The following is a 21,751-nucleotide window of genomic DNA, read 5'->3' as shown; positions in this document are numbered from 1 at the left end:
TGTATTGTCTGCATATTATGGACTTTGTGTTTTCGTGTTTTTATAATGTTTTGAGCTTATTTTTAATTTTAGTTTTTAGTGTTGCTGTAGCTCAAGGGCTGATTCTAGGGTATCCTATGATTCAGTGGCTAAGAGCACAAAATCATTATAATCAACTACAGAAAGCTTATTGTGAAAAATTAGAAGCTCTTCATTATGAGAAAGCTAGCACTCCCACAGCAGGAGGCATACTTTTTGTTCTCGTTTTGCTTACAGCAGTTTTTCTATGGCTCCCTTTAAGTTATCCGACGACATGGCTTTTTGTATTTTTAATTGGAAGCTGGGGAAGCTTAGGTTGGTACGATGATATAGTAAAAAAAAGGCAAAAAAAAGGTCATGGTGTTACAGCACAACAAAAATTGATTACGCAATTACTCATAGCTGCGATTACTGTAAGTGTTGTCCTATATGTTTATGATGAACCGAGTAAGTTTTACACGTTGCATGTGCCTTTTTATGGTGTGATATCTTTGGGAAGTTCTTTTCTAGGGAAGTGTTTGTGCTTTTCTTTGGCTATTCTTGCTATTGTAGGGACAAGTAATGCCGTAAATCTTACTGATGGTTTGGACGGATTAGCAGCGGGAACAGTAAGTATGGCTGCTTTTGGCTGTTTAGTGATTGCTGTTCTGCGTACATCTTCTCTTCTAACTGCCAACATTGCTGTAATTCTCGCTGCTTTAATAGGAGCATGCTTAGCATTTTTAAAATATAATCTTCTTCCAGCAAAAGTATTTATGGGAGATACGGGGTCTCTTCTAATTGGAGGGATATTAGGTAGCTGTGCTGTTATATTACGTTTGGAGCTTTTTTTAATTTTGTGTGGTGGGGTATTTGTTGCTGAAGCTGGCTCCGTTATTTTGCAAGTTCTAAGTTGTCGTTTAAGAAAGAAGCGTATTTTCTTCTGCTCTCCCTTACACCATCATTATGAATATCAAGGAATATCGGAAAAAATAGTTGTGAGAAATTTTTGGTTGGCTGGATTCCTCTGTATGGTGTTGGGAATTGCAGGCGCTATTTTAGGATAATGATATGAATCATCAACGAGTCGTTATTTTAGGTGCTGGCGGTGTTACAGGGAAATCAGTAGCAGAATTTCTTTATAATCGAGGTGACTACGTTCTGGGAGTTGACAAAGATACATGCGCTTTAGCTAAGTGTTTGTTTTTGCATGAGCGTTATTGTGATTCTAGTGACGATTTCCCTGAGCATGTAGATCTTTGTATACGCTCTCCAGGGATTAAGATGTCCCATCCTTGGATAGTTGAAGCTAGGCGTAGGCAGATTCCTATTCTTTCTGATATACAACTTGCCTTTCAAGATGCAGAATTCAATAAATACCCTTCTCTAGGAATTACAGGTTCTAATGGGAAAACGACAACATCTTTATTTCTTGTCCATTTATTTCGTATTTTAGGACTTCCTGCTCATGCTATGGGGAATATTGGTATACCAATACTTCAAGCTATGCAGTATCCCAGTATACGTGTTGTAGAAATGAGTTCATTTCAGCTAGAGGGACAGGAGATGGTGATTCCTGTGTTATCTGGAGGGGTGATTCTCAATATTTTCCCTAATCATTTAGATTATCATCAAACTATGCAAGCGTATAGTGAAGCAAAAAACAATATTATTTACTGTTTGCAGAATTCTGCATCTTTATGGGTTGGAGAAAATGTCTCTGAGGGGAAATCTTATGTAGAATACACGCAAGGAATTCAAGAAGTTTTAGATAAAGAAAGTGCATTAAAACCAATATACTTGCATGATAGGAACAATTATTTTGCTGCTTATGTATTAGCTAGTGAAATCGTGCGTGTAACTCCGGAGGCATTTTTGAGTGCTGTGCGTACTTTTGAAAAGCCTGCCCATAGGATAGAATATCTAGGAGAAAAAAATGGCGTGCGTTATATCAATGATAGTAAAGCTACGACAATGAGCGCTGTAGAAAAGGCTCTTATAGTTGTTAAAGAAAATGTCATTGTTATTTTAGGTGGAAGGAATAAAGGCAGTGATTTCACTTCCCTCATCCCCATACTAACTCAAGCAGCAAAATATGTTGTGGCTATGGGGGAATGTCGAGAGGAAATAGCACAAGCTTTGTCTGATACTCTTCCTTTAACTCAAGCCCAAGATCTACAAGAAGCTGTAACTTTAGCTCAAAGAGTAGCTCAACCTGGAGATGTGATTTTATTATCTCCTGGTTGTGCAAGTTTTGATCAGTTTAAAAGCTTTGAAGAACGAGGGAATGTTTTCAAGCAATTAGTTGGTGATGTGGAGGCATTAGAATATGAACCGTAGAGATACGATTATTATTGCAACACTAGTTAATGCTGCGTTAGTTGTTGTTCTCTTTGTTACAGCAAAGCAGACGGATAAGAAGCATACGGATAGTCTGCTTCTTAATTTACCCCCTAAAATAATTGAAGCCGTACCGGCAACGACGATTGTAAATAAAAAGCAGGAGAAAGTAGAGAACATTGAGAAATCTGTTGTTGTTCCACAAAAGATATCCAAAGAAGAATTAGCCTCAGATTTTGCAGAAAAAGAGCTTATTGTAAAAACTACCCCACAACCTGTTACAACTCTTAAATCACTATCCCAGCCATCGGCTACAGAAGTCTCTACACCCACTGAACCTAAGACGCAGCCTAACAAAGAAGCTTATACAACAGTTATTGTGAAGAAAGGAGATTTTTTGGAGAGAATTGCCAAGGCAAACCACACTACAGTCAGTGTGTTAATGCAGTTGAATGACTTGTCTTCAACACAATTAAAGATTGGCCAGGTCATCAAAGTTCCTGTATCAGATAAACAAGAAGAGGCAAAAAAAGCAAGAATAGCTTTGGCTGATGACTTTTATACTGTTCAAGAAGGAGATAGTCCCTGGACCATAGCTTTACGTAATGGAATCCGTTTAGAAGATCTATTAAGGATGAATGATCTTGATGAACAAAAAGCACGTCGTTTACGCCCAGGAGATCAATTACGTATAAGATAATGAAAAGGACCCAAGCCCTATGAAGTGGTTTATTGTTTCGTGTTTATTGGGTATTTTTTTCTTAGGGCTTATTATGGTGTTTGATACCTCTTCTGCAGAAATCTTAGATCGTTCTCTTTCTTGTAGTACTCATAAAGCATTAATTCGTCAGATTATCTATCTTGTCTTAGGACTAGGTCTTTCAACTATAGTATACATGACAGGGTGGAGAGATTTTCTTAAAATTAGTCCTTCTCTTTTACTAGTTGCTGGGTTGGCTCTGGTTATTGTACTTATCCCTGGTGTGGGTATATGTAGAAATGGAGCACGACGTTGGTTGGGCATAGGACAGTTAACATTACAACCTTCTGAATTTGTGAAATATCTTGTTCCCTGCGTTGCTATTGACTATCTTGTTTCTCGTCCTCAATATCGGAAAAACTTCCTACTCTTTTTAAAGCTAACAGCTGTATTGTTTCTTCCTATTTTTCTTATTGTCATAGAACCTGATAATGGCTCTGCTGCAGTGATTGCTTTTTCCTTAATTCCTGTGTTTATTATGACTTCTGTGCGTTTGCACTATTGGTTGCTTCCTCTGACCTGTATTCTTATTTTAGGTGGAGCTTTTGCTTATCGTATGCCTTATGTACGTCATCGCTTGAATGTTTATTTGCATCCTGAATTGGATATTAAAGGTCGAGGACATCAGCCATATCAAGCAAAAATTGCAGCAGGGTCGGGAGGATTGTTAGGTAAAGGGCCGGGAGCTAGTTTACAAAAACTTACCTATCTTCCTGAGGCACAAAATGATTATATTGCTGCTATTTATGCTGAAGAGTTTGGCTTTATCGGGATGTTGTTATTAATCTTATTGTATATGTGTTTTGTCTATAGTGGTTATACCATCGCTATGAAAGCTTCTTCTTTAGAGAGTGCGTCATTAGCAATAGCTATTACGGTGATTATTGGCATGCAAGCTTTTATGAATTTAGGTGTCGTATCAGGACTATTGCCTAGTAAGGGAGTAAACCTTCCCTTTTTTAGTCAAGGAGGGTCCTCATTGATTGCCAATATGTGTGGTGTGACTTTGCTATTAAGAGTAGGTGATGAAGGAAATCAGTAAAGTAGTTCTTGCAGCAGGAGGGTCGGGAGGGCATATTGTTCCTGCTCTTTCTGCAAGCAAAGCCTTGCGTGAACACGGAATAGAGGTTATATTATTAGGTAAGGGATTACAAAATCATCCGAGCCTTCTGGGGTGTACGATAAATTATAAAGAAATCCCTTCGGGCTTGCCCACACTCGTACGGCCAATACATTCTTTAAGAAGTTTACGTTCTTTATATAGAGGATATAAGAAAGCAAAAGAGGAGTTAAAAAGATTTTCTCCTAATCTTGTTATAGGCTTTGGAAGTTACCATTCTCTTCCTATATTACTTGCTGCATTAAGAAAGAGAATCCCTATAGTTCTACATGAACAAAATTTATTGCCTGGGAGGATAAATCGAGTATTTGCCCCCGTAGCGAAAGGAATTGGAGTTACGTTTTCTCCAGTAATAAAACAGTTTTCAGGCTTTGCTCAAGAAGTCACTTTGCCTAAGCGTGCTGTTTCCTCTAAGTATCCTCTTGCCGATAGTCTACCTAACTACTCTCCAATTATTTGTGTTGTAGGTGGATCACAAGGAGCAAGAAGATTGAATTTTCAAGTTCCTGATGCTTTGGTCTCTGTTGCTAAAAGCTATCCCCATATGTATGTGCATCATATTGTTGGACCTCAAGGAGATATTGGTTCCATACAGAATGTGTATACTCAAGGAAGAGTCGCCTGTTGTGTGAAGTCTTTTGAAGACAATATGCTGGATGTTTTGCTTTCCGCAGATCTTGTGATTGGTCGTGCAGGAGCAACGATTTTAGATGAAATTCTGTGGGCAAAAGTTCCTGCTATACTGATTCCTTATCCTGGAGCTTATAGACATCAAGAAGAAAATGCTAAATTTTTTGTTTATCAAGTAGGCGGAGGGTCAATGATTTTGGAGAAATATCTTTCACAGGAACTTCTAGAGGAACATATTTTCCTTGCTCTAGATTCTAAAATGATGAAGAATAGGCGAGAAGCACTTCAACAGTATTATCAAAGAAAGTCTCCGAAGTCTTTTTATCAATTTATTTGCGAATGCTTATCAAGGTAGGCTATGAATACAGTCCATTACCATTTTATCGGTATTGGTGGAATAGGAATGAGTGCCTTAGCGCATATTCTGTTAGATCGAGGGCATTGTGTTTCTGGAAGTGACGTACGCACGAGTGTAATTATAGATACTTTAAGATCTAAAGGAGCAACATGCTTCTTGGGGCACGATAAGAATCATGTTCCTAAAAAGGGTTATGTAGTCTATAGCTCAGGGATTGCAGATGATAATGTAGAATATCAGGAAGCAAAGTCTTTACGGATTCCTTTGATTCATCGTTCTGTATTATTGGCACAATTAATGGAAAATCATACGAGTATTCTGATTTCCGGTAGTCACGGGAAAACAACCGTATCTTCATTAATCACTGCCATTTTGAAAACAGCAAATCAAGACCCTTCCTATGCTATTGGGGGCCTAAATGCTGAGTCTTTGAATGGATATGCAGGACATACGAAATATTTTATAGCAGAAGCGGATGAGAGTGATGGTTCTTTGCGAAATTATTCTCCATCAGCTGTTGTGATTACCAATGTGGATAATGAGCATTTAAATAATTTCGAAAATGATCGGAGGAAATTAGTCGATTCTTTGGAAGAATTTGCTAGAAAAGTCCCTGACCCTCGCTATTGTTTTTATTCCAGTGATTGCTCCGAGCTACGTGCACGGATTCAAGGAGTTTCCTATGGATTTTCTGAGAAAGATGACCTTTACATTTCTTCATTTAGTCAGCAGGGATGGCAATCCGTATTTTCAATAAAATTTTTAGGTAAAGAATATCACGATATCCGTGTCTGGCTTGTAGGTAAGCATAATGTAGCGAATGCTGCAGTTGCTATGGGGATGGCATTAACATTGGGTATAGATGAAGGTCATATCCGTGCAGGATTGAAGAATTTTTCAGGTATTCAGAGGCGTTTGGAGAGAAAAAATCACTCAGAAAAGTTTTTGTTTCTTGAAGATTATGCTCATCATCCCCGAGAGATTATGTGTACGTTACGGGGAGTGCGAGATGCTATCGGATCTCGGCGGATTCTTGCTATATGTCAGCCACATAGGTTTTCACGATTATATGCATGTTTAGAGGATTTTTATGTTGCGTTTCGCGATGCTGATGAAGTGATACTTACTGATGTCTATAGTGCTGGAGAAACTCCCGTAACTTTGCCTGATATTGAAAAGATAGCTTCTATGATCTCTAAGTTGTCACATGTACAATGTTATTATATCCCTTATGATCATATTGTGAGTTACCTGAAACAAAATATTTGTGTTCATGATGTTTGCCTAGCACTAGGTGCAGGAAACATTGATGCTATAGGGAATGCTTTACAAGATTTTGAACCTAAAAAGCTGTCTGTAGGTATTATCTGTGGAGGGCAATCGTATGAACATGATATTTCTCTACTTTCTGCTAAGAACGTAGCTTCATATTTTTCTTCTGAGCATTATGACGTGAGCTATTTTATTATCAATCGTCAAGGGCTTTGGAAAAAAGTCGATCATCTACATGATGTTCTATACAGTGGTCAAGGTGTTTTTTCTTCTATTCTCTCAGAAGAGATTGCCAGTGCGCTGAATGATACGGAGTTTGTTTTTCCTATTTTACACGGCCCTTTTGGAGAAGATGGAACTCTTCAAGGTTTCGTAGAAATGCTTGGGAAACCCTATGGAGGACCTTCTCTTCTCTGTGCCTCTATAGGTATGGATAAAGTTATGACTAAGCTTATTGCCTCTTCAGTCGGTGTTCCAGTAGTCCCTTATCAAACATTAACCTTACGAGCTTGGAAACGCTCTCCCGAATTATGTCTTCAGAATCTCTTGACTACGTTTACTTTTCCCATGTTTGTCAAGACAGTGCATTTAGGATCAAGTTTGGGAATCTTTGAGGTTCATAATGAACAAGAACTTCATGAGAAAATTTCTGAAGCTTTTTTATATGATACCGATGTGTTTGTCGAAGAAAGTCGGTTGGGATCTCGAGAAATTGAAATCTCTTGTATAGGGGACGCGAGTACTTGCTATTATATGACAGAGCCTCATGAACGTGGATCACGACAATTTATCGATTATGAAACCAAATATGGTTTAAATAATAGGGACAGGGCGCAAATAAATTACCATCCGGATTTATCTTTGGAAGAAAAAACCACAGTCAAAGAATTGGCAAAAAAAGTATACCGCGTGCTACGAGGTCAAGGTTCTTGTAGAATAGATTTCTTTTTGGATCATGAAGGAAATTTTTGGCTTTCCGAAGTTAATCCTATTCCAGGAATGACCAAAGATAGTCCTTTTTTACACGGCTTTTTACATTTAGGATGGACTCCGGAACAAGTAATTCATGAAATAATTATCTCAGGATTATATAAATTTAGATGTAGACGTTCTGTTTCTATGAATAATGAACCTAATCAACGTAGCACAATAAAAAAGCTAAAAACCCCTTAATGCAAGGAGATTTTAGCTATAAAAAATAATTGAGTGTTTAAGGCTTACTCGTCACAACAACCATGGCTATGACAAGCACACTCGTGATGCATAGAAAATACTTCTTGAGTTTCTTCTTCTTGAGATGAACAACAACTACTTTCATGACAACAGCTGCTTTCCCTATCTAAATCATCAAAATCGCAGCAACTTTTTGAAATTGTGACATCATCACAAGATTGTTGCACGCTTTCAGGCTGAACTAAATCAATTTGTACTTTCTTTTTTAATCTAGAGCACACACGTCTAAGAATAGTCCTTAAAGCATGTATGGTGCTTCCTCTTCTACCTATGATTTTCCCAATATCATCAGGAGAAACTCGGACTTCTAATTTAATAGATTCACCAGTTTCATCCTGTGTAGAGAGAATTTCTACAGCTTCAGGATTAGCAACTAAATTTTTCACGATATATGCTACAAATTCTTCCATAAAATCCAAACTAAGATAAGAAATAATGTTGATTCATCTTTAAAACTTTAGAGAAATTGTACTGAATTAAAAAATAATGGCAAGACTAGTGTGTACGGCTAAGACGTTTTAGAAGAACTTTCTGAGGATAACCAATGCAAGTATTCTTCACTACCCGAAGTGATTTTTACTAAGAGGATTTCAGGCACTTGGTAAGAACACAATGAGCGGATGACTCGAGAAATAGGGGAGAATTGTACACACAGGGTTTTGATTTGTAGATGATATTCTGAAGAAAACTGTAGCTCCCCATTCCACGTGTAAATAGATTGCCCTTGAGGGAAAATATGCACACAAGCAGCAAGTTTTTGTGTGACTAAGGTAGTTGCTATAAGTTCGGCTTCTTCTTTAGAAGGGACTTGGGTAAAAATTAGTGCGGGCATCATTGTTTGCTAAATAATACACAATGAGGAAACCGCAAATCATAAACATAGCGGCATTTTTCTTCTATCCCTATACTAGCTTGCATACGGTGATAGTTATCTAATCCAGCTTGGAGGGCGTGATAGTGAAATCTAAGAAGGCTCCCCGAGTGTAAGGTCACAACAATTTCCATAGGGTAAATTTCCGTAGTGGACATGTCAATGATCTCTGGGGGATCGAGTTGTAATTTTTTGATCAAGAGGTCAGCAATAGCAAGTTTCCAAGAGGGGAGCAAAGGCCTTTCTCTATCCTGTTGAGAAAAAAATATTTTAGGGAGATTTAGAGATTTAAAGAAGGGCTGGCAGGGGAAGCATTGTCCTGAGGAATTAATTAGTGTATTTGTTTGATTCCCGAAGTACCCTAGAGGGGTATGTAGAGCATAAAAGATAATGATTCCTTTGTTGTCAGGGACCTTTTGTATAGAAAGAGAAGAGAAGACCCCAATGTTATTTAAAATCGTTTCTGCTTGTTTAGTAGAAAATTGATGAAGAAATGTCGGGTAATCGGCTGATAGCCCTAGGATTTCTGAGAAAAGAATAACAGGAAGTTTATAAGGGGAAGAGGAGACAAGGAAGATGTTTTTAATCGGAAGGTGTTTTTTAGAGAGAAATGTATAGGTTTCGGGGAATAAAAACCAATGAACAGGAGGAATGCATACAAGAACACTCAGTAATATGCATAATAGAGAGTAGGAAAGAGAATATTTTGGACCTGAAGAAAATATTGTTTTTATATAACTCCTTACCATAGGTGTGCGTTGTTTTTTATTTTTATCGTAAATAATATCGGTAATATTTGCAGGTACTATTTGGAGATGTTTTTATGGACTGGGTAATTAAACAGTATGGAGATATTCTTATTATTACTTTAAATGGGAATTTAGATGCTGTTTCTGTTCCTCCTGTAGAAGCGTTTCTAGAAAGTAAGCTTCAGGAAGGTAAAAATAAAGTTATATTAAATTTGCGCCATGTCGTTTATATGAGTAGTTCTGGGGTACGACTCATATTTTCTATAGCGAAGTTGTTGCAATCCTGTCAGGGGATGTTATGTTTGTGTTGTGCACAGGATGGCGTTGCTGAAGTTCTTAAGATTGCGGGAGTAGACCAATTGTTACCTGTATGTCAATCAGAACAAGAATGTTTCTCTAGATTTTAACGTGTAGCCTATGCGTAATGCGGAATTTCAAGCAGATGATAATATTTCTGTGGAATATGATGTTTGTTTAGATCCTCAAAAGTCATTTATAAAATTGTTTAAACGGACAGTGATTTTACTTGCAGGCCCTACAGGATCTGGGAAAACAACAGTTTCTTTATGGCTAGCTCCTATGGTTGATGGAGAAATTATATCCGTCGATTCTATGCAAGTCTATCGAGGAATGGATATTGGTACAGCAAAAGTATCTTTAGAAGATAGAGAAAGAGTTCCTCATCATTTAATTGATATTTGTCATATTCAAGAAACATTTAATGTTGTGGATTTTTACTATCATGCTATGCAGGCGTGTCAAAGTATTCTTACAAGAAATAAAGTCCCTATTCTTGTCGGAGGGTCAGGCTTTTATTTCCACACATTTCTTTCAGGGACTCCACAAGGTCCCCCTGCAGATCATACATTGAGAAGACAACTAGCTCAATATGCCCAGGATTATGGTATAGAATGTCTATATGCGAGTCTTTGTGAAAAGGATCCCGAGTACGCGTCCACGATTACGAAAAATGATAAGAATAAAGTGATTCGCGCTTTAGAAATCATACATCTCACAGGGAAAAGAGTTTCTGATCATCACTGGAATTCCCAAATGTCAGAACCTAAGGAATATTACTGTCGTGGGTGGTTTCTTTCTCCTCCTCAGGAGTTGCTACGTGATCAGATTCAATACCGTTGCCATAGAATGCTTGAAGAAAATTTACTTGGTGAAGTGGAGCAATTATTACACCAGGGGATACGGGAAAATACTTCAGCGTCTCGAGCTATAGGTTATAGAGAGTGGATTGAATTTATAGATCATGGATCGCAACAAGGAGAATATGAGGATACAAAACGACGATTTATAGCAAATACTTGGCAGTACACCAAAAAACAAAAAACATGGTTTAAGCGGTATCCCCTATTTCGTGAGTTGCCTACTAGGGGACTTTCTGCTGAGGCAATCGCCGAGAAAATCGCTGAAGATTATTTTTTACATGGATAACTAGGAGAGATGGTTGCATAAAAAGTATTTCTTTCTACAGGAACAAATCCTTCTGAACTAATAAGAGTACGGATCTCTTCTTCTGAACTTTGGATTGTCCAGCCTGTACATTTGTGAACACTTTCATCGATAATTGTTCCCCCGAAATCATCTGCGCCATAATGAAGACCACGAACCCCATTTGCTTTCCCCTCACCAAACCAGGAGGCAGCTATATGATCAAAATTATCCAAGAAAATTCGTGATAATGCAAGTATGCGATAATACATTTCAGGTGGAGCAAGGTTAGGGACTTTACGCCCTAAAGCTGTATTTTTAGATTTGTAGCTCCAAGGAATAAAGCTATAAAATCCAGGATTTTCATCCTGCGCTTGCCTTAATGTTTCTAGATGCATGAGGATGTCTTCGGGTGTTTCTATATGCCCAAACATCATAGTTGCTGTGGAACGAAAACCTAAACGGTGTGCTAGCTTATGGAAGTGTATCCAACCATCAGGACCTAGTTTTTTAGGAGAGAGAATTTTACGTACTCTTTCAGATAGAATTTCAGCTCCTCCTCCGGGGAGAGTTCTTTGCCCTGCATCCCAAAGCCGAATTAGGGCTTCTTTGTCACTAATTCCTGATACGCGAGCTGCATGAGAAATCTCTACAGCAGAGAAGAAGTGCGGGTGGATTTGAGGAAACTCTTGGACAGTAATTTTCACAAGCTCCTCAAGATACTCAATACTGATTTTTGGGTGCACTCCTCCTTGAAGTAGTACAGTTTTCACTCCCAAGGTTAGGTACCGATGCATTAAGGTGCGAAATTCTTGGAAAGAAAGAAGATAGGCGTCGGGAGAATGTGGCTTGCGATAAAAGGCACAGAACGAGCAGTCAATTTTACAAATATTTGTGTAATTAGGATTAGCATCTAAAACATAAGTTACTTTATCATCAGGATAGCGTTGCTTACGTATAGAATTTGCAATTTCTTGAAGATCTTTTAGGGGGCTTTTTTTAAATAGCTCTATCCCCTCATGAAAAGAAATTCTAGGAAGCACATACATAAAAACGATTGACGATAATGCATTACAGAAGCAAACTTTATTTTCTATTCATTTCTTTGTCAAGCTTTACACCCTAAGTTGTTACTATGGACATTTCAGACGACTGCTTTCACGTTTTAGAGGAAAAACAAGATTCCCCAGTAGTTTCTCATGAGGAAATTGCACCGTCTGCTGATGAGAATCTCACTATTGCTACAGATAGTGCACTAACCGCATTTTCTCAGGAACTTTCTCAGATTCCATCGATAGAAGCTCAAATAACTTTTAGTTTGGAACAAATGGAGAAAGCTTTAGAGAATAATGCAAATCTCAAGCTATTTTGGAGCATACGTAAGCATTGTCTTCCCCTGTTTCAGCAGGTAGAGAATTCGGGACAACGTGCGGATTTATGGAGTCGGTACATTGATTTGACTAAAGAAGGTCGTCGGGTTAGGTCTTTACAAGATGAGGAGGGGGCATTTGTTATCGGACAGATTGAACTAGCGATATCTTGTTTGGAAAATGACGTTGCCAATTTTGTAAATGAGGATCCAATTTCTGTACAACAAGAAGAATTGCCTGCCTGTTTAGAAATACAGACCTTAGAAAAGCGTAGGGAATTTTATCAAAAATTACATCTTTCTCTTGTTTGGTTAAGTAACTTCTCCACTAGAATTATTGATTTACGTAAAGAGTTGATGAATGTAGGCATGCGTATGCGGCTGAAAAGTAAATTTTTCCAACGTTTGTCTGCTTTAGGTAATCAAGTATTCCCCAAAAGAAAAGAGCTTATTGAACAAGTAAGTGCTGCCTTTGCTGAGGATGTTGAATGTTTTGTTGCTAAATATTTCTCGCATAATAATAAAAATTCATTGAAGCGCTTTGTTTTTTTTTTAAGGAAGGAAATAAAAAATCTTCAGCAGGCTGCTAAATATTTGGCTATTTCTTCTGATATATTTTCATCTACGCGCTTGCAGTTAAGTAAATGTTGGGATCAGCTAAAAGGTTTAGAAAAAGAAATTCGTCAAGAGCAAAGTCGGTTGAAAGTCGTTTCTACGGAAAATTCTAAAGAAGTACGAGAACGTTTATCTCAATTATCCCAGCTTTTGGAAGAAGGTAAAGACTTAGTAAAATTACGTAAGGAGTTAGACGGGATCTCTAAACGTATGCGGTCTTTAGATTTGACTCATGAAGATGTCGTTGCTTTAAAGGGTGAATTACAAGGCGTATTTGATAAGCTAAAAGAAAAGCAAGAGATAGAGGATAAGCGCCTTCAAGAGCAGGCAGCTCGTAATAGACAGATCCAGCAAGAAGCTATTAAGGAGTTAAATGAAAAAATTGAAGCATTTTCTGAGAAGTGCTTGTCTGGAAATATAACGAATGAATCTCGTTCAGAGTGGGGAGAGCTCAAACATAAGTTGACCAAAGCGACTTATCTCACTGCTTCTGAAAAATTTCCTTTAGAAAATCGTTTAAATGCTATTTTGCAATATATTATTTCTTTTTTAGAAGAGCAGCTACTGTCGTCAGCTCATGCAGATGAAAAACTGGTGCATATGCGACAAGTATTGGCTCAGAGGCAGGAGCGCCGCAAAGAATTAAAGCATAAATTAGAATATGATAAAAAATTGTTGGGATCCTCGGGGTTGGATTTTGATCTCGCTATGCAGTATAGCGCACTAGTGGAGCAAGATAAACGTGCGTTGGAAGAGCTTGATGAAGCTATTGTAGAACTGAAGCAGCAAATTCAACAATTATCCTCATGAGACAATCTTGTATATATGCTTTTGATTTAGATGGCACGTTGCTTCGAGGTACAAGTAGCATAGGTTTCTATAGATATGCATTGCGGCGGGGAGTTTTTTCTTATAAAACGTTACCTTCGTGCTGTTTTTCGTTCTTTTGCTTTTTAACTTTTTTAGATTTACCCACCTTTTATTCTCGTATTGTTTCTTCGTTACTTGTTAAAGTTCCTTTCTCTGATCTGGTTTCTGTTGCCAGGGATTTTGCTGAAAAATTGTGTCAAAAAGATTTTTATTTTCCAACATTGGAAAAATTTTATGAAGCTTTGAATGATCCCCTGGGGGAGGTGATGATTTTTTCTTCTTCTCCCGACTTCATTGTAGAACCCATAGCAAAGAAGTTAGGAGCCAATATGTGGTATGCTTCTTATTTTCAGGGAGGGGTTAGCAGACAAATGGTTGAAAATCAATGTTTAACAGGGAATAATAAAGCAAAGATTCTTAGCTATTTGAAGAAAATAGGACGAGCAAGAAGTCATACCTTCTCGGATAGTATTTTAGACCTTCCATTTCTACTCTTAGGAGAAGAGAAAACAGTGGTTCGCCCTAGAGGGAGGTTGAAAAAGATGGCTAAAAAGTATTATTGGAATATTATTTAGTAGAAGAAAAAAGCTCGACCTTATCTTAGATAATCGAGTATTCTCTTACCAAATTCTATGGAATTATTTTGCTTTAACTTATTAAAAGTAATTGCCAAAGCTATTGATAGCAAAAAGGGGAACAATCCTGTTGTTCTAGATGTTCGTGCCATTTCTCAGTTCACAGATTATTTTGTTTTTGCTGAAGGAAATGTTGGCATACATGTGAAGGCTCTGGCGGATGCTATTGTACAGGAATTAAAAACACATAATGTCTCTCCCTTACACGTAGAGGGGTTACATCATGGTGACTGGGTAGTTATAGATTGTGGATATATCGTCATCCATCTTTTTGTTGCTTCGGTGAGAGAACAATACCGATTAGAAGAGCTATGGAAAGACGGTTCTATCATTACATCGAAACTTCTAGCTTCTTGAGGGGTAGAATACTTTATGAGTAAAAAACGTGTGGTAGTCACCGGGTTGGGTGTTGTTTCTTGTTTCGGGAATGAAATAGACACTCTTTATGATAATTTATTGGCAGGGAAGAGTGGTGTACGGAATATTACATCTTTTCCATGCGAAGATTATGCTACTCGTTTTGCGGCCTGGGTTCCCGAATTTAATCCCGAACCTTATTTGGATAAAAAACAAGCACGCCGAGTTGACCCTTTTATTACTTATGCCGTAGTAGCTGCAAAAAAAGCTATCGCCATGTCGCGATGGGATAAAGAGAATCTCCCAGCGGATCCTTTGCGTTGTGGTGTAATTATTGGCTCTGGGATGGGGGGATTGCAGACTCTAGATGAGGGTATGGAACGCTTGATTCTTTCCAATAAAAAGCTTTCTCCATTTTTCATCCCCTATATTATTACAAATATGGCTCCCGCATTAATTGCTATGGATTTTGGTCTTATGGGGCCAAACTATTCTATATCTACAGCGTGTGCGACAGCGAATTATTGCATAGATGCCGCGTATCATCATTTAGTTTCTGGACGTGCAGACATGATTGTTTGTGGTGGCACTGAGGCGGCTGTTAATCGTGTGGGTTTAGCTGGATTTATTGCTAATCGTGCGCTTTCTGAAAGGAATGATGCCCCTCAAGAAGCTTCACGTCCTTGGGATAGAGATCGTGACGGCTTTGTTATTGGAGAAGGTGCTGGCGTGTTGGTTTTGGAGACTTTAGAGAATGCTTTAAAACGCGATGCTCCTATATTTGCAGAAATTCTTGGTTCTTATACTACCTGTGATGCTTTTCATATTACAGCGCCTAGAGATGATGGTGAGGGGATTACTTCGTGTATTCTCGGTGCTTTGCAACAGGCAGGGATAGCTAGGGAACGGGTGAATTATATTAATGCTCACGGCACTTCAACCCCTTTAGGGGATATTTCTGAAGTATTAGCAGTGAAAAAAGCTTTTGGAAGTCATGTTAAGAATCTACGAATGAATTCTACAAAATCTCTTATAGGACATTGCTTAGGAGCTGCAGGAGGGGTTGAAGCTGTGGTGACAATCCAAGCGATCCAAACAGGCAAGTTGCATCCTACGATTAATTTAGAGAATCCTATTGTAGAAATAGATGAGTTTGATGTGGTTGCAAATAAAGCCCAGGATTGGGATATTGACGTTGCTATGTCAAATTCTTTTGGTTTTGGCGGACATAATTCAACGATATTATTCTCGAGGTATATACCCTGATTATGACGAAGACAAAGTATGAGTATTCTTTTGGTGTAATTCCTATCAAGTTTTTTGGTACTCCAGATCGTAGTACGCTAAAAGCTTGTTTTATTTGCCATACCCAAGGTAAGCATTGGGGGTTTCCTAAAGGGCATTCGGAAGAGAAAGAAGGGCCCCAAGAAGCAGCAGAAAGAGAGCTGGTTGAGGAAACGGGATTGAGTGTAGTGCATTTTTTCCCAAAAGTTTTGGTGGAGCACTATTCTTTTAATGATCATGAGGAAGAGTTTGTACGCAAGGAAGTCGCCTACTTTCTAGCAGAAGTGCAAGGAAATGTGCATGCAGATCCTCATGAAATTTGCGATAGCCAATGGCTAAGTTTTCAAGAGGGTTTACGTTTATTAAATTTCCCTGAGTTAAGGGAAATTGTTGTAGAAGCAGATAAGTTTATTAATAACTATTTGTTTTCGTAGCTAGCATTTATTATTATTCCTGGGTGGTTATTGAGGAGAGAGTTCTCTCCTCAAAGTTTAAATAGAAGTTTTTTCTTGAGAAAAAGCGTTTAGATAGTCTTGGTGTGCTAGTTGAATGACTTTTTGAGCTTCTTTTTTCCCATAAATACCAACAATTTCAATTTTTGCAGGTTGGGCATTCATTAAGTGCTCAGGGGTGGCTTTGTAAGTAAGAAAATAGTGTTGGATCATATCTAATACTGTCCCGGGACAATCGGAAATGTCTTCTATTCCTGAAAATACTAAATCATCTTCAAGGACAGCAATAATTTTGTCGTCAGCTTCTCCAGAGTCGATAATACGTAATCCCCCAATGGGCTTTGCTTGAAGTAAGATGTTGCCATGAGTAATGTTTTTTTCCGTGAGTACACAAACATCCAGGGGATCTTTATCGCCTTGGATATTTTCTTTAAGACTTTGTTCTCCACTATATTTTCCTGATAATTCTCCACAATAGGTTCTTGGCAACAGTCCATATAAACAAGGACAGAAATTGGAGAACTTTTGTGGGCGATCTACTTTGAGTAAACCTGAAAGCTTATCTAATTCAAATTTTACAGAATCTTGAGGAGTAATTTCTATATAACAACACAAGGATTCATAATTATCTTGAGTTAGGATAGGCCCGTGCCAAGGATGTATAATTGCTAGTGATTGCTGATTTAACATAGACGATTCTCACTCTCTATAGGCTTTTTATTTATAGTTTTGTCACGGCATTTAGGGTAACACTTGAGAAATTTTAAGAGAAGAAGAGAGGGAGAGAGTGAATTGACTTTTAATTAATTATATAGAATACTTTATCCATTATAATTGCATATCGTTTTAATTAAGATTATGAAATATCCATTAGTGTTTAGAGATATAAATATACAAGATTATGAACGTGTAATAGAAGTTATTTGCGAAAGTGTACAATTACATGCATTAATAGCAATTCACCAAACACTAGTGGGTCCTGCTTTGGGGGGAGTACGGGCATTTGCCTATTCTACTTTTGATGATGCTTTAAAAGATGTTTTACGCTTGTCGAAAGGAATGACGTATAAGTCTCTTCTTAGTAGTGTAGGTACGGGGGGAGGAAAAAGTGTGATTATTCTCCCTCAGGGAATGTCTTGTGCTACAGAAGATATGTTAAGAGCTTTTGGGCAAGCCGTAGATTCTTTAGGAGGCAAGTATATAGCTGCTGAGGATCTTGGAATATCTGTGAACGATATTCTCACTATTCATCAAGAGACTTCTTGGGTTTGTGGTATAGATAGTATTAGTGGGGATCCGTCAATTTATACGGCTCATGGCGTTTTGTTATGTATTAAAGAAACAGCTAAGCAGTTATGGGGAACTCCTTGTTTACAGGGAAAAAAAATTGCGATTCAAGGTCTTGGTGCTGTAGGGAAAAAATTACTTCATTCTTTGTTTTTTGAAGGTGCTGACCTGTATGTTTCTGATGTCAATTCCTCTGTTTTAGAGGAAGCCAGAAGGTTTTATGGAGCTACAGTAGTTTCCCCAGAGGATTTCCCCTTAATAGAATGCGATATTTTTTCTCCCTGTGCTTTTGGTGGTGTGATTCATAGAAATAATGTGTTTTCTTTGCGTTGTCAGGCTATTGTAGGCTCTGCAAATAATCAATTAGAAGATCCTTCTTTAGGAGCCGTATTACATGAGCGAGGTATTCTTTACGCCCCTGATTATTTAGCAAATGCCGGAGGGTTATTAAATGTTGCTCTTGCTGTGGGGACTGCCTATTGCCCTAAAACGGTTTTGCAGAAGGTCAATCATTTGCCTGTCATTCTTCACGATATCTATGAGAAAAGTAATCAGCTAAACAAAGATACAGTAACGTTGTCGGATGCCATTGTACAGGCGAAACTGAATGCTTATGTTTAATAATCTTCCAAAGAAGTCCCTGAAGAAATAGCGTAGTGTTTTTGTAACACCTCTAGGGTTGTGCTGTGAATTTGCGCATTCCCCGAAGCTAGGATAACTGGATGGTTTTCTAAGGTAAAGTTGTTTTCGCAATAGTTCAAGGCGTGACCAAATATATCAGTAACAACTCCTCCAGATTCTTCGACTAAAAAGGCTCCAGGAACATGGTCCCAAGCACGTGTATGCAAAACTGCGAAAGGATAGCGTATAAAAAAATCTACCATACCTTCAGCAACCATAGCATATTTATATTGGCTATCTACACGATACGCCTGAGGTTTTCCAGGAAGAGATAGACTTAACAATCTTGTAGAATGATGCTGTTGATTTCGTGCAGCAAGTGAGGCCTCACAGAACTTTCCCGTACTTGTTGTTCCTGCTTGTAAACGATGACGTCCCTGTATTGCAGTGCCAAACACAGTAGCTCCATGGTTTTTAGCTGCAGAATAAATTTTAAATGCCTGAAAATGAGGGGATGGGCAAGCCATTACAGAGAGAATCGGTTGATTGTTATGAATTAAAGATAAGGCTATGGCAAAGAATCGATTTTTGATAAATCCTGCTGTGCCGTCAATAGGATCCATAAGCCAATACAAGGAAGAATCTTTTGTTGTTGACGTCAGGGTGTCTAAGAGGTCTTGAGTTGTAGCCTCTGGATACAGAATATGTACAAGTTCTAAGATTTCAGGGCATTTCTGTTCATCGTGTATAGGGTCGAGGATTTCCTCGCCTATAAAAGAAATATGAGGGAAGGACATGAACAGTTTCTTTTGTAGGCAGTACTGCACAGCATAATCTGCAGGAGTTACGAATGACCCATCAGATTTTGTCCAAAAGGGAACTAGGGGTAACCGATTTCGGTAATGGAGTAATTCTGTGATTGTTTTTTCAACTATATTTTCTGCAACTTTTTGATAGTCTAATAAATGCGAGGGCATAGGTGGTTTCCCTAATAAAACTAAGCTATATTATCAAAAGCGAAGATTATGTTAAACTAAACTAGGGAGCCAATGTATTGCGAAGGAATAGAGGAATGGGAGTACGCAAGTTGTGGCGAACACTGTATGAAACTATTTATGCTTTTTTAGTTGGCTCGGCATTAAAATTACGTTATCGAATTCAAATAGAAGGCGAAAAGTCTTTAAGACCTCACCCTAATAAAGGATGTCTATTTTTATCCAATCATGTGGCAGAGATTGATCCTGTGATTTTGGAATATCTTTTTTGGTCTCGTTTCCATGTCCGCCCCCTAGCAGTAGATTATTTATTTAAAAATCCTGTAGTTCGCTGGTTTTTACAGTCTGTGCAGGCTATTCCTGTTCCTTCGTTTGTGCCTGGAAAGGCACGTGAAGATGCTTTAGCACAGATGGATACGTTTTGTGCAAAAGCAAGCCAGATTCTAGATAATGGCGGAAGCTTGTTGCTGTATCCTTCAGGGAGACTGTCAAGGAATGGTAAAGAAGAAATTATTAATCAGTATTCAGCGTATGTGTTATTGCATAGATCTAAGGAATGTAATGTATTTTTAGTACGAATTTCTGGTTTATGGGGCAGTTCTTTTTCTCGATATAAAACACAAACTACTCCCAAATTAGGTAAAGTATTTAAAATGGCGTTGAAGGCTGTATTGCGTAGTGGAATATTTTTTCTTCCTAAGCGAACAGTCAAGGTTACGATACACCAAATGGATTATAAATATTTAATGCAGTTTTCTAAAAAACAAGATCTCAATGCTTTTTTATCTTCTTGGTTTAATGAAGAGCAAGCCGACTTACCTATAGAAGTTCCTTACAATTGACTTAGGGGAACAGTCGTATGCACGCATGGCATCTTTCAGATAAACAGCGTATTAAGTTACGTGAAGGGGATACGGTTTTAGAAAGATTTTTAGCTGTATGTTCTGAATTAACTTCCAATGCTATCTGTTGGGATGAACAGTTAGGGGTTCTTTCCTATGATACTATGCTGAAAGCTGTTGTCGCTTTGGCCCTCAAGATTTCTCGCTATCCCGATAAGTGTATAGGCGTGATGATGCCGGCATCTGCAGGAGCATTTATTGCTTATTTTGCTATTCTCTTAGCGGGGAAGATCCCTGTAATGGTGAATTGGAGTCAGGGAATTAAAGAAATGCAAGCATGTTTAGATCTTGCAGAAGTTCATTATATTCTTACTTCCAAGCAACTAGTAGGACGTTTACGTCAGCTGCATGGAGATGCTACGCACTATCCTGCTGAGTTGATCTATATGGAAGACATACGTAAGAAACTGTCTTTCTGGGATAAACTACGCACAGCGCTATATGTCTCTCTTCCTTTTCATTGGCTAATGCGTATCTTTGGTGTTCTAACACAAACTTCTGAAGACATCGCAGTGATTTTATTTACATCAGGGACAGAAAATACTCCAAAAGGCGTTCCTTTATCTCATGGCAATCTATTAGCTAATCTTAAGGCGTGTTTGTTTTTTTTCGATCCTGTAGAGACGGATATTATGCTCTCCTTCCTCCCTCCTTTTCATGCTTATGGGTTTAATTGTAGTTCTCTGTTCCCTATACTTACAGGAGTTCCTGTTGTTTTTTCTTATAATCCCTTACAGCCAAAAAAGGTTGTTAGGAATATTGAAAGGATGCAAGTCACCTTTTTCTGTAGTACTCCAGTGTTTTTTGATTATCTCATTAAGACGGCAAAAAAATCTCGATCTTCATTGAAGTCACTACGGTTTGTTGTTCTCGGTGGGGATACTTTTAAAGATTCTTTAAGAGAACGAGTCAAAAAAGACTTTCCTCACGTTGTTCTTCGTCAAGGATATGGTACTACGGAATGTTCACCAGTTGTGACAATTAATGACACTAAAAGTCCTGAAAAAGCCTCTTGTGTAGGTGTTCCTATTGATGGAATGGATGTCTTAATTATTTCGGAAGATACTCATGTTCCTGTTTCTTCTGGGGAGGTAGGATTGGTTGTTATACGGGGGACTTCATTATTTTCTGGTTATTTACATGCAGATCCTCATTATGGGTTTATTTCTCTTGGAGGGGAAGATTGGTATGTTACTGGGGATTTAGGTTATGTAGATACACGGGGAGAGTTGTTTTTACAAGGCCGACTGAGTCGTTTTGTCAAAATTGGTGGTGAGATGATCAGTTTAGGAGCTGTAGAAAGTTTATTATTACAGGGTTTTGGTATTTCCCAAGATCAGGAGGGGGCGGCACTCATTGTGTGTGAGGTTCCTCATGGTAAAGGAAAACTATGCTTATTTACTACATTTCCCACGACATGTAGTGAAGCAAATCATATCTTAAAAAACTTGAAAACAAGTAGCATAATGAAAGTATCCTATCATTATGAGTTAGAATCGATTCCTATGTTGGGGACAGGGAAACCCGATTATCGTAAGTTAAACTCATTAGCTGATACACTATTTAAGAAGAAAACTGAGAAATAGTAAAG

General features: G+C 38.2%; 21 protein-coding genes and 1 pseudogene. 16 read left to right on the top strand and 6 right to left on the bottom strand.

Going from position 1 to position 21,751, the window contains the following annotated elements:
* Positions 1–17 precede the first annotated feature (17 nt).
* The 6 genes and pseudogenes from mraY (at position 18) to M787_RS01120 (ending at position 7,650) form a co-directional block, all read left to right on the top strand.
* Positions 18–1,064 (top strand): phospho-N-acetylmuramoyl-pentapeptide-transferase, encoded by a 1,047-nt coding sequence (gene mraY / locus M787_RS01145; protein ID WP_021828633.1) that lies wholly within the window; start codon positions 18–20, stop codon positions 1,062–1,064.
* Positions 1,065–1,068: 4 nt separating this feature from the next.
* Complete coding sequence (gene murD / locus M787_RS01140) at positions 1,069–2,337, top strand: UDP-N-acetylmuramoyl-L-alanine--D-glutamate ligase (protein ID WP_021828632.1); 1,269 nt, start codon at positions 1,069–1,071, stop codon at positions 2,335–2,337.
* Complete coding sequence (locus tag M787_RS01135) at positions 2,327–3,037, top strand: LysM peptidoglycan-binding domain-containing protein (protein WP_021828631.1); 711 nt, start codon at positions 2,327–2,329, stop codon at positions 3,035–3,037. Before murD ends, M787_RS01135 begins: the two co-directional genes overlap by 11 nt.
* A gap of 19 nt (positions 3,038–3,056) precedes the next feature.
* Positions 3,057–4,136 (top strand): annotated as a pseudogene (gene ftsW, locus M787_RS01130) (putative lipid II flippase FtsW); the annotation flags it as partial.
* Positions 4,120–5,202: an undecaprenyldiphospho-muramoylpentapeptide beta-N-acetylglucosaminyltransferase gene (gene murG / locus M787_RS01125; RefSeq protein WP_223200922.1), complete on the top strand. Its 1,083-nt coding sequence runs from the start codon at positions 4,120–4,122 to the stop codon at positions 5,200–5,202. The pseudogene ftsW and the gene murG, both read left to right, overlap by 17 nt.
* Positions 5,203–5,205: 3 nt before the next feature.
* Positions 5,206–7,650 carry a bifunctional UDP-N-acetylmuramate--L-alanine ligase/D-alanine--D-alanine ligase gene (locus tag M787_RS01120; protein ID WP_021828628.1) on the top strand — a complete coding sequence of 815 codons (2,445 nt, stop codon included), beginning with the start codon at positions 5,206–5,208 and terminating at the stop codon, positions 7,648–7,650.
* Positions 7,651–7,694: 44 nt separating this feature from the next.
* Here the strand turns inward: M787_RS01120 and M787_RS01115 are convergent, their stop codons facing one another.
* The 3 genes from M787_RS01115 to M787_RS01105 all read right to left on the bottom strand — a co-directional run bounded on the left by M787_RS01115 (position 7,695) and on the right by M787_RS01105 (position 9,330).
* On the bottom strand, positions 7,695–8,120 hold the full coding sequence (locus M787_RS01115) for a KH domain-containing protein (RefSeq protein WP_021828627.1): 426 nt from the start codon (positions 8,118–8,120) through the stop codon (positions 7,695–7,697).
* A 98-nt stretch (positions 8,121–8,218) separates the two neighbouring features.
* Positions 8,219–8,545 carry a divalent-cation tolerance protein CutA gene (gene cutA, locus M787_RS01110; RefSeq protein WP_021828626.1) on the bottom strand — a complete coding sequence of 109 codons (327 nt, stop codon included), beginning with the start codon at positions 8,543–8,545 and terminating at the stop codon, positions 8,219–8,221.
* Positions 8,542–9,330 carry a hypothetical protein gene (locus tag M787_RS01105; RefSeq protein WP_021828625.1) on the bottom strand — a complete coding sequence of 263 codons (789 nt, stop codon included), beginning with the start codon at positions 9,328–9,330 and terminating at the stop codon, positions 8,542–8,544. The genes cutA and M787_RS01105 overlap by 4 nt, the downstream gene beginning before the upstream one ends.
* A gap of 74 nt (positions 9,331–9,404) precedes the next feature.
* Here M787_RS01105 and M787_RS01100 point away from each other — a divergent pair, with 74 nt between their 5' ends.
* A complete protein-coding gene (locus M787_RS01100; RefSeq protein ID WP_021828624.1) occupies positions 9,405–9,737 on the top strand; it encodes an STAS domain-containing protein in 333 nt (110 codons plus the stop codon).
* Between the two features lie 10 nt (positions 9,738–9,747).
* Complete coding sequence (miaA, locus tag M787_RS01095) at positions 9,748–10,776, top strand: tRNA (adenosine(37)-N6)-dimethylallyltransferase MiaA (protein WP_021828623.1); 1,029 nt, start codon at positions 9,748–9,750, stop codon at positions 10,774–10,776.
* On the opposite strand, the gene mqnC is transcribed toward miaA, so the two are convergent.
* Positions 10,758–11,822 (bottom strand): cyclic dehypoxanthinyl futalosine synthase, encoded by a 1,065-nt coding sequence (gene mqnC, locus M787_RS01090; RefSeq protein WP_021828622.1) that lies wholly within the window; start codon positions 11,820–11,822, stop codon positions 10,758–10,760. The two genes, miaA and mqnC, sit on opposite strands and share 19 nt — an antisense overlap.
* Positions 11,823–11,908: 86 nt before the next feature.
* Between mqnC and M787_RS01085 the strand changes: the two genes are divergently transcribed.
* From M787_RS01085 to M787_RS01065, 5 genes are read left to right on the top strand one after another with little or no spacing between them, the layout of a single operon-like run.
* Positions 11,909–13,567 carry a coiled-coil domain-containing protein gene (locus tag M787_RS01085; RefSeq protein WP_021828621.1) on the top strand — a complete coding sequence of 553 codons (1,659 nt, stop codon included), beginning with the start codon at positions 11,909–11,911 and terminating at the stop codon, positions 13,565–13,567.
* A complete protein-coding gene (locus M787_RS01080; protein ID WP_021828620.1) occupies positions 13,564–14,202 on the top strand; it encodes a haloacid dehalogenase-like hydrolase in 639 nt (212 codons plus the stop codon). The genes M787_RS01085 and M787_RS01080 overlap by 4 nt, the downstream gene beginning before the upstream one ends.
* Positions 14,203–14,259: 57 nt before the next feature.
* A complete protein-coding gene (gene rsfS / locus M787_RS01075) occupies positions 14,260–14,619 on the top strand; it encodes a ribosome silencing factor (protein ID WP_021828619.1) in 360 nt (119 codons plus the stop codon).
* Positions 14,620–14,634: 15 nt separating this feature from the next.
* The gene (gene fabF, locus M787_RS01070) at positions 14,635–15,885 is read left to right on the top strand and encodes a beta-ketoacyl-ACP synthase II (protein WP_021828618.1); all 1,251 of its coding nucleotides are present in this window, start codon (positions 14,635–14,637) and stop codon (positions 15,883–15,885) included.
* A gap of 2 nt (positions 15,886–15,887) precedes the next feature.
* A complete protein-coding gene (locus M787_RS01065) occupies positions 15,888–16,337 on the top strand; it encodes a bis(5'-nucleosyl)-tetraphosphatase (protein ID WP_021828617.1) in 450 nt (149 codons plus the stop codon).
* Positions 16,338–16,394: 57 nt separating this feature from the next.
* Here M787_RS01065 and M787_RS01060 read toward each other — a convergent pair whose 3' ends face one another.
* On the bottom strand, positions 16,395–17,045 hold the full coding sequence (locus M787_RS01060; protein ID WP_021828616.1) for an inorganic pyrophosphatase: 651 nt from the start codon (positions 17,043–17,045) through the stop codon (positions 16,395–16,397).
* 168 nt (positions 17,046–17,213) lie between these two features.
* Between M787_RS01060 and M787_RS01055 the strand changes: the two genes are divergently transcribed.
* Entirely contained in the window at positions 17,214–18,263 is a 1,050-nt protein-coding gene (locus M787_RS01055) for a Glu/Leu/Phe/Val dehydrogenase family protein (protein ID WP_021828615.1), read from the top strand.
* Here M787_RS01055 and M787_RS01050 read toward each other — a convergent pair.
* A complete protein-coding gene (locus M787_RS01050; protein ID WP_021828614.1) occupies positions 18,260–19,240 on the bottom strand; it encodes an inositol monophosphatase family protein in 981 nt (326 codons plus the stop codon). The genes M787_RS01055 and M787_RS01050 overlap by 4 nt on opposite strands.
* A 95-nt stretch (positions 19,241–19,335) precedes the next feature.
* Between M787_RS01050 and M787_RS01045 the strand changes: the two genes are divergently transcribed.
* The gene (locus tag M787_RS01045; protein WP_034734723.1) at positions 19,336–20,100 is read left to right on the top strand and encodes a lysophospholipid acyltransferase family protein; all 765 of its coding nucleotides are present in this window, start codon (positions 19,336–19,338) and stop codon (positions 20,098–20,100) included.
* Positions 20,101–20,117: 17 nt separating this feature from the next.
* Positions 20,118–21,746, top strand: coding sequence for an AMP-binding protein (locus M787_RS01040; protein ID WP_021828612.1), 1,629 nt, complete (start codon positions 20,118–20,120; stop codon positions 21,744–21,746).
* Positions 21,747–21,751 lie beyond the last annotated feature (5 nt).

This window comes from Chlamydia gallinacea 08-1274/3 (genome assembly GCF_000471025.2).
In the GTDB taxonomy this organism is placed as follows: domain Bacteria; phylum Chlamydiota; class Chlamydiia; order Chlamydiales; family Chlamydiaceae; genus Chlamydia; species Chlamydia gallinacea.
Note: the sequence above shows the minus strand (reverse complement) of the source record. Positions and strands in the feature narration are given on the sequence as shown.

Bases quoted from the DNA above. Each gene is read 5' to 3' on its own strand.
- mraY (WP_021828633.1), top strand. From the start codon at position 18: ATGGACTTTGTGTTTTCGTGTTTTTATAATGTTTTGAGCTTATTTTTA.
- murD (WP_021828632.1), top strand. From the start codon at position 1,069: ATGAATCATCAACGAGTCGTTATTTTAGGTGCTGGCGGTGTTACAGGG.
- M787_RS01135 (WP_021828631.1), top strand. From the start codon at position 2,327: ATGAACCGTAGAGATACGATTATTATTGCAACACTAGTTAATGCTGCG.
- M787_RS01120 (WP_021828628.1), top strand. From the start codon at position 5,206: ATGAATACAGTCCATTACCATTTTATCGGTATTGGTGGAATAGGAATG.
- M787_RS01115 (WP_021828627.1), bottom strand. From the start codon at position 8,120: ATGGAAGAATTTGTAGCATATATCGTGAAAAATTTAGTTGCTAATCCT.
- cutA (WP_021828626.1), bottom strand. From the start codon at position 8,545: ATGATGCCCGCACTAATTTTTACCCAAGTCCCTTCTAAAGAAGAAGCC.
- M787_RS01105 (WP_021828625.1), bottom strand. From the start codon at position 9,330: ATGGTAAGGAGTTATATAAAAACAATATTTTCTTCAGGTCCAAAATAT.
- M787_RS01100 (WP_021828624.1), top strand. From the start codon at position 9,405: ATGGACTGGGTAATTAAACAGTATGGAGATATTCTTATTATTACTTTA.
- miaA (WP_021828623.1), top strand. From the start codon at position 9,748: ATGCGTAATGCGGAATTTCAAGCAGATGATAATATTTCTGTGGAATAT.
- mqnC (WP_021828622.1), bottom strand. From the start codon at position 11,822: ATGTATGTGCTTCCTAGAATTTCTTTTCATGAGGGGATAGAGCTATTT.
- M787_RS01085 (WP_021828621.1), top strand. From the start codon at position 11,909: ATGGACATTTCAGACGACTGCTTTCACGTTTTAGAGGAAAAACAAGAT.
- M787_RS01080 (WP_021828620.1), top strand. From the start codon at position 13,564: ATGAGACAATCTTGTATATATGCTTTTGATTTAGATGGCACGTTGCTT.
- rsfS (WP_021828619.1), top strand. From the start codon at position 14,260: ATGGAATTATTTTGCTTTAACTTATTAAAAGTAATTGCCAAAGCTATT.
- fabF (WP_021828618.1), top strand. From the start codon at position 14,635: ATGAGTAAAAAACGTGTGGTAGTCACCGGGTTGGGTGTTGTTTCTTGT.
- M787_RS01065 (WP_021828617.1), top strand. From the start codon at position 15,888: ATGACGAAGACAAAGTATGAGTATTCTTTTGGTGTAATTCCTATCAAG.
- M787_RS01060 (WP_021828616.1), bottom strand. From the start codon at position 17,045: ATGTTAAATCAGCAATCACTAGCAATTATACATCCTTGGCACGGGCCT.
- M787_RS01055 (WP_021828615.1), top strand. From the start codon at position 17,214: ATGAAATATCCATTAGTGTTTAGAGATATAAATATACAAGATTATGAA.
- M787_RS01050 (WP_021828614.1), bottom strand. From the start codon at position 19,240: ATGCCCTCGCATTTATTAGACTATCAAAAAGTTGCAGAAAATATAGTT.
- M787_RS01045 (WP_034734723.1), top strand. From the start codon at position 19,336: ATGGGAGTACGCAAGTTGTGGCGAACACTGTATGAAACTATTTATGCT.
- M787_RS01040 (WP_021828612.1), top strand. From the start codon at position 20,118: ATGCACGCATGGCATCTTTCAGATAAACAGCGTATTAAGTTACGTGAA.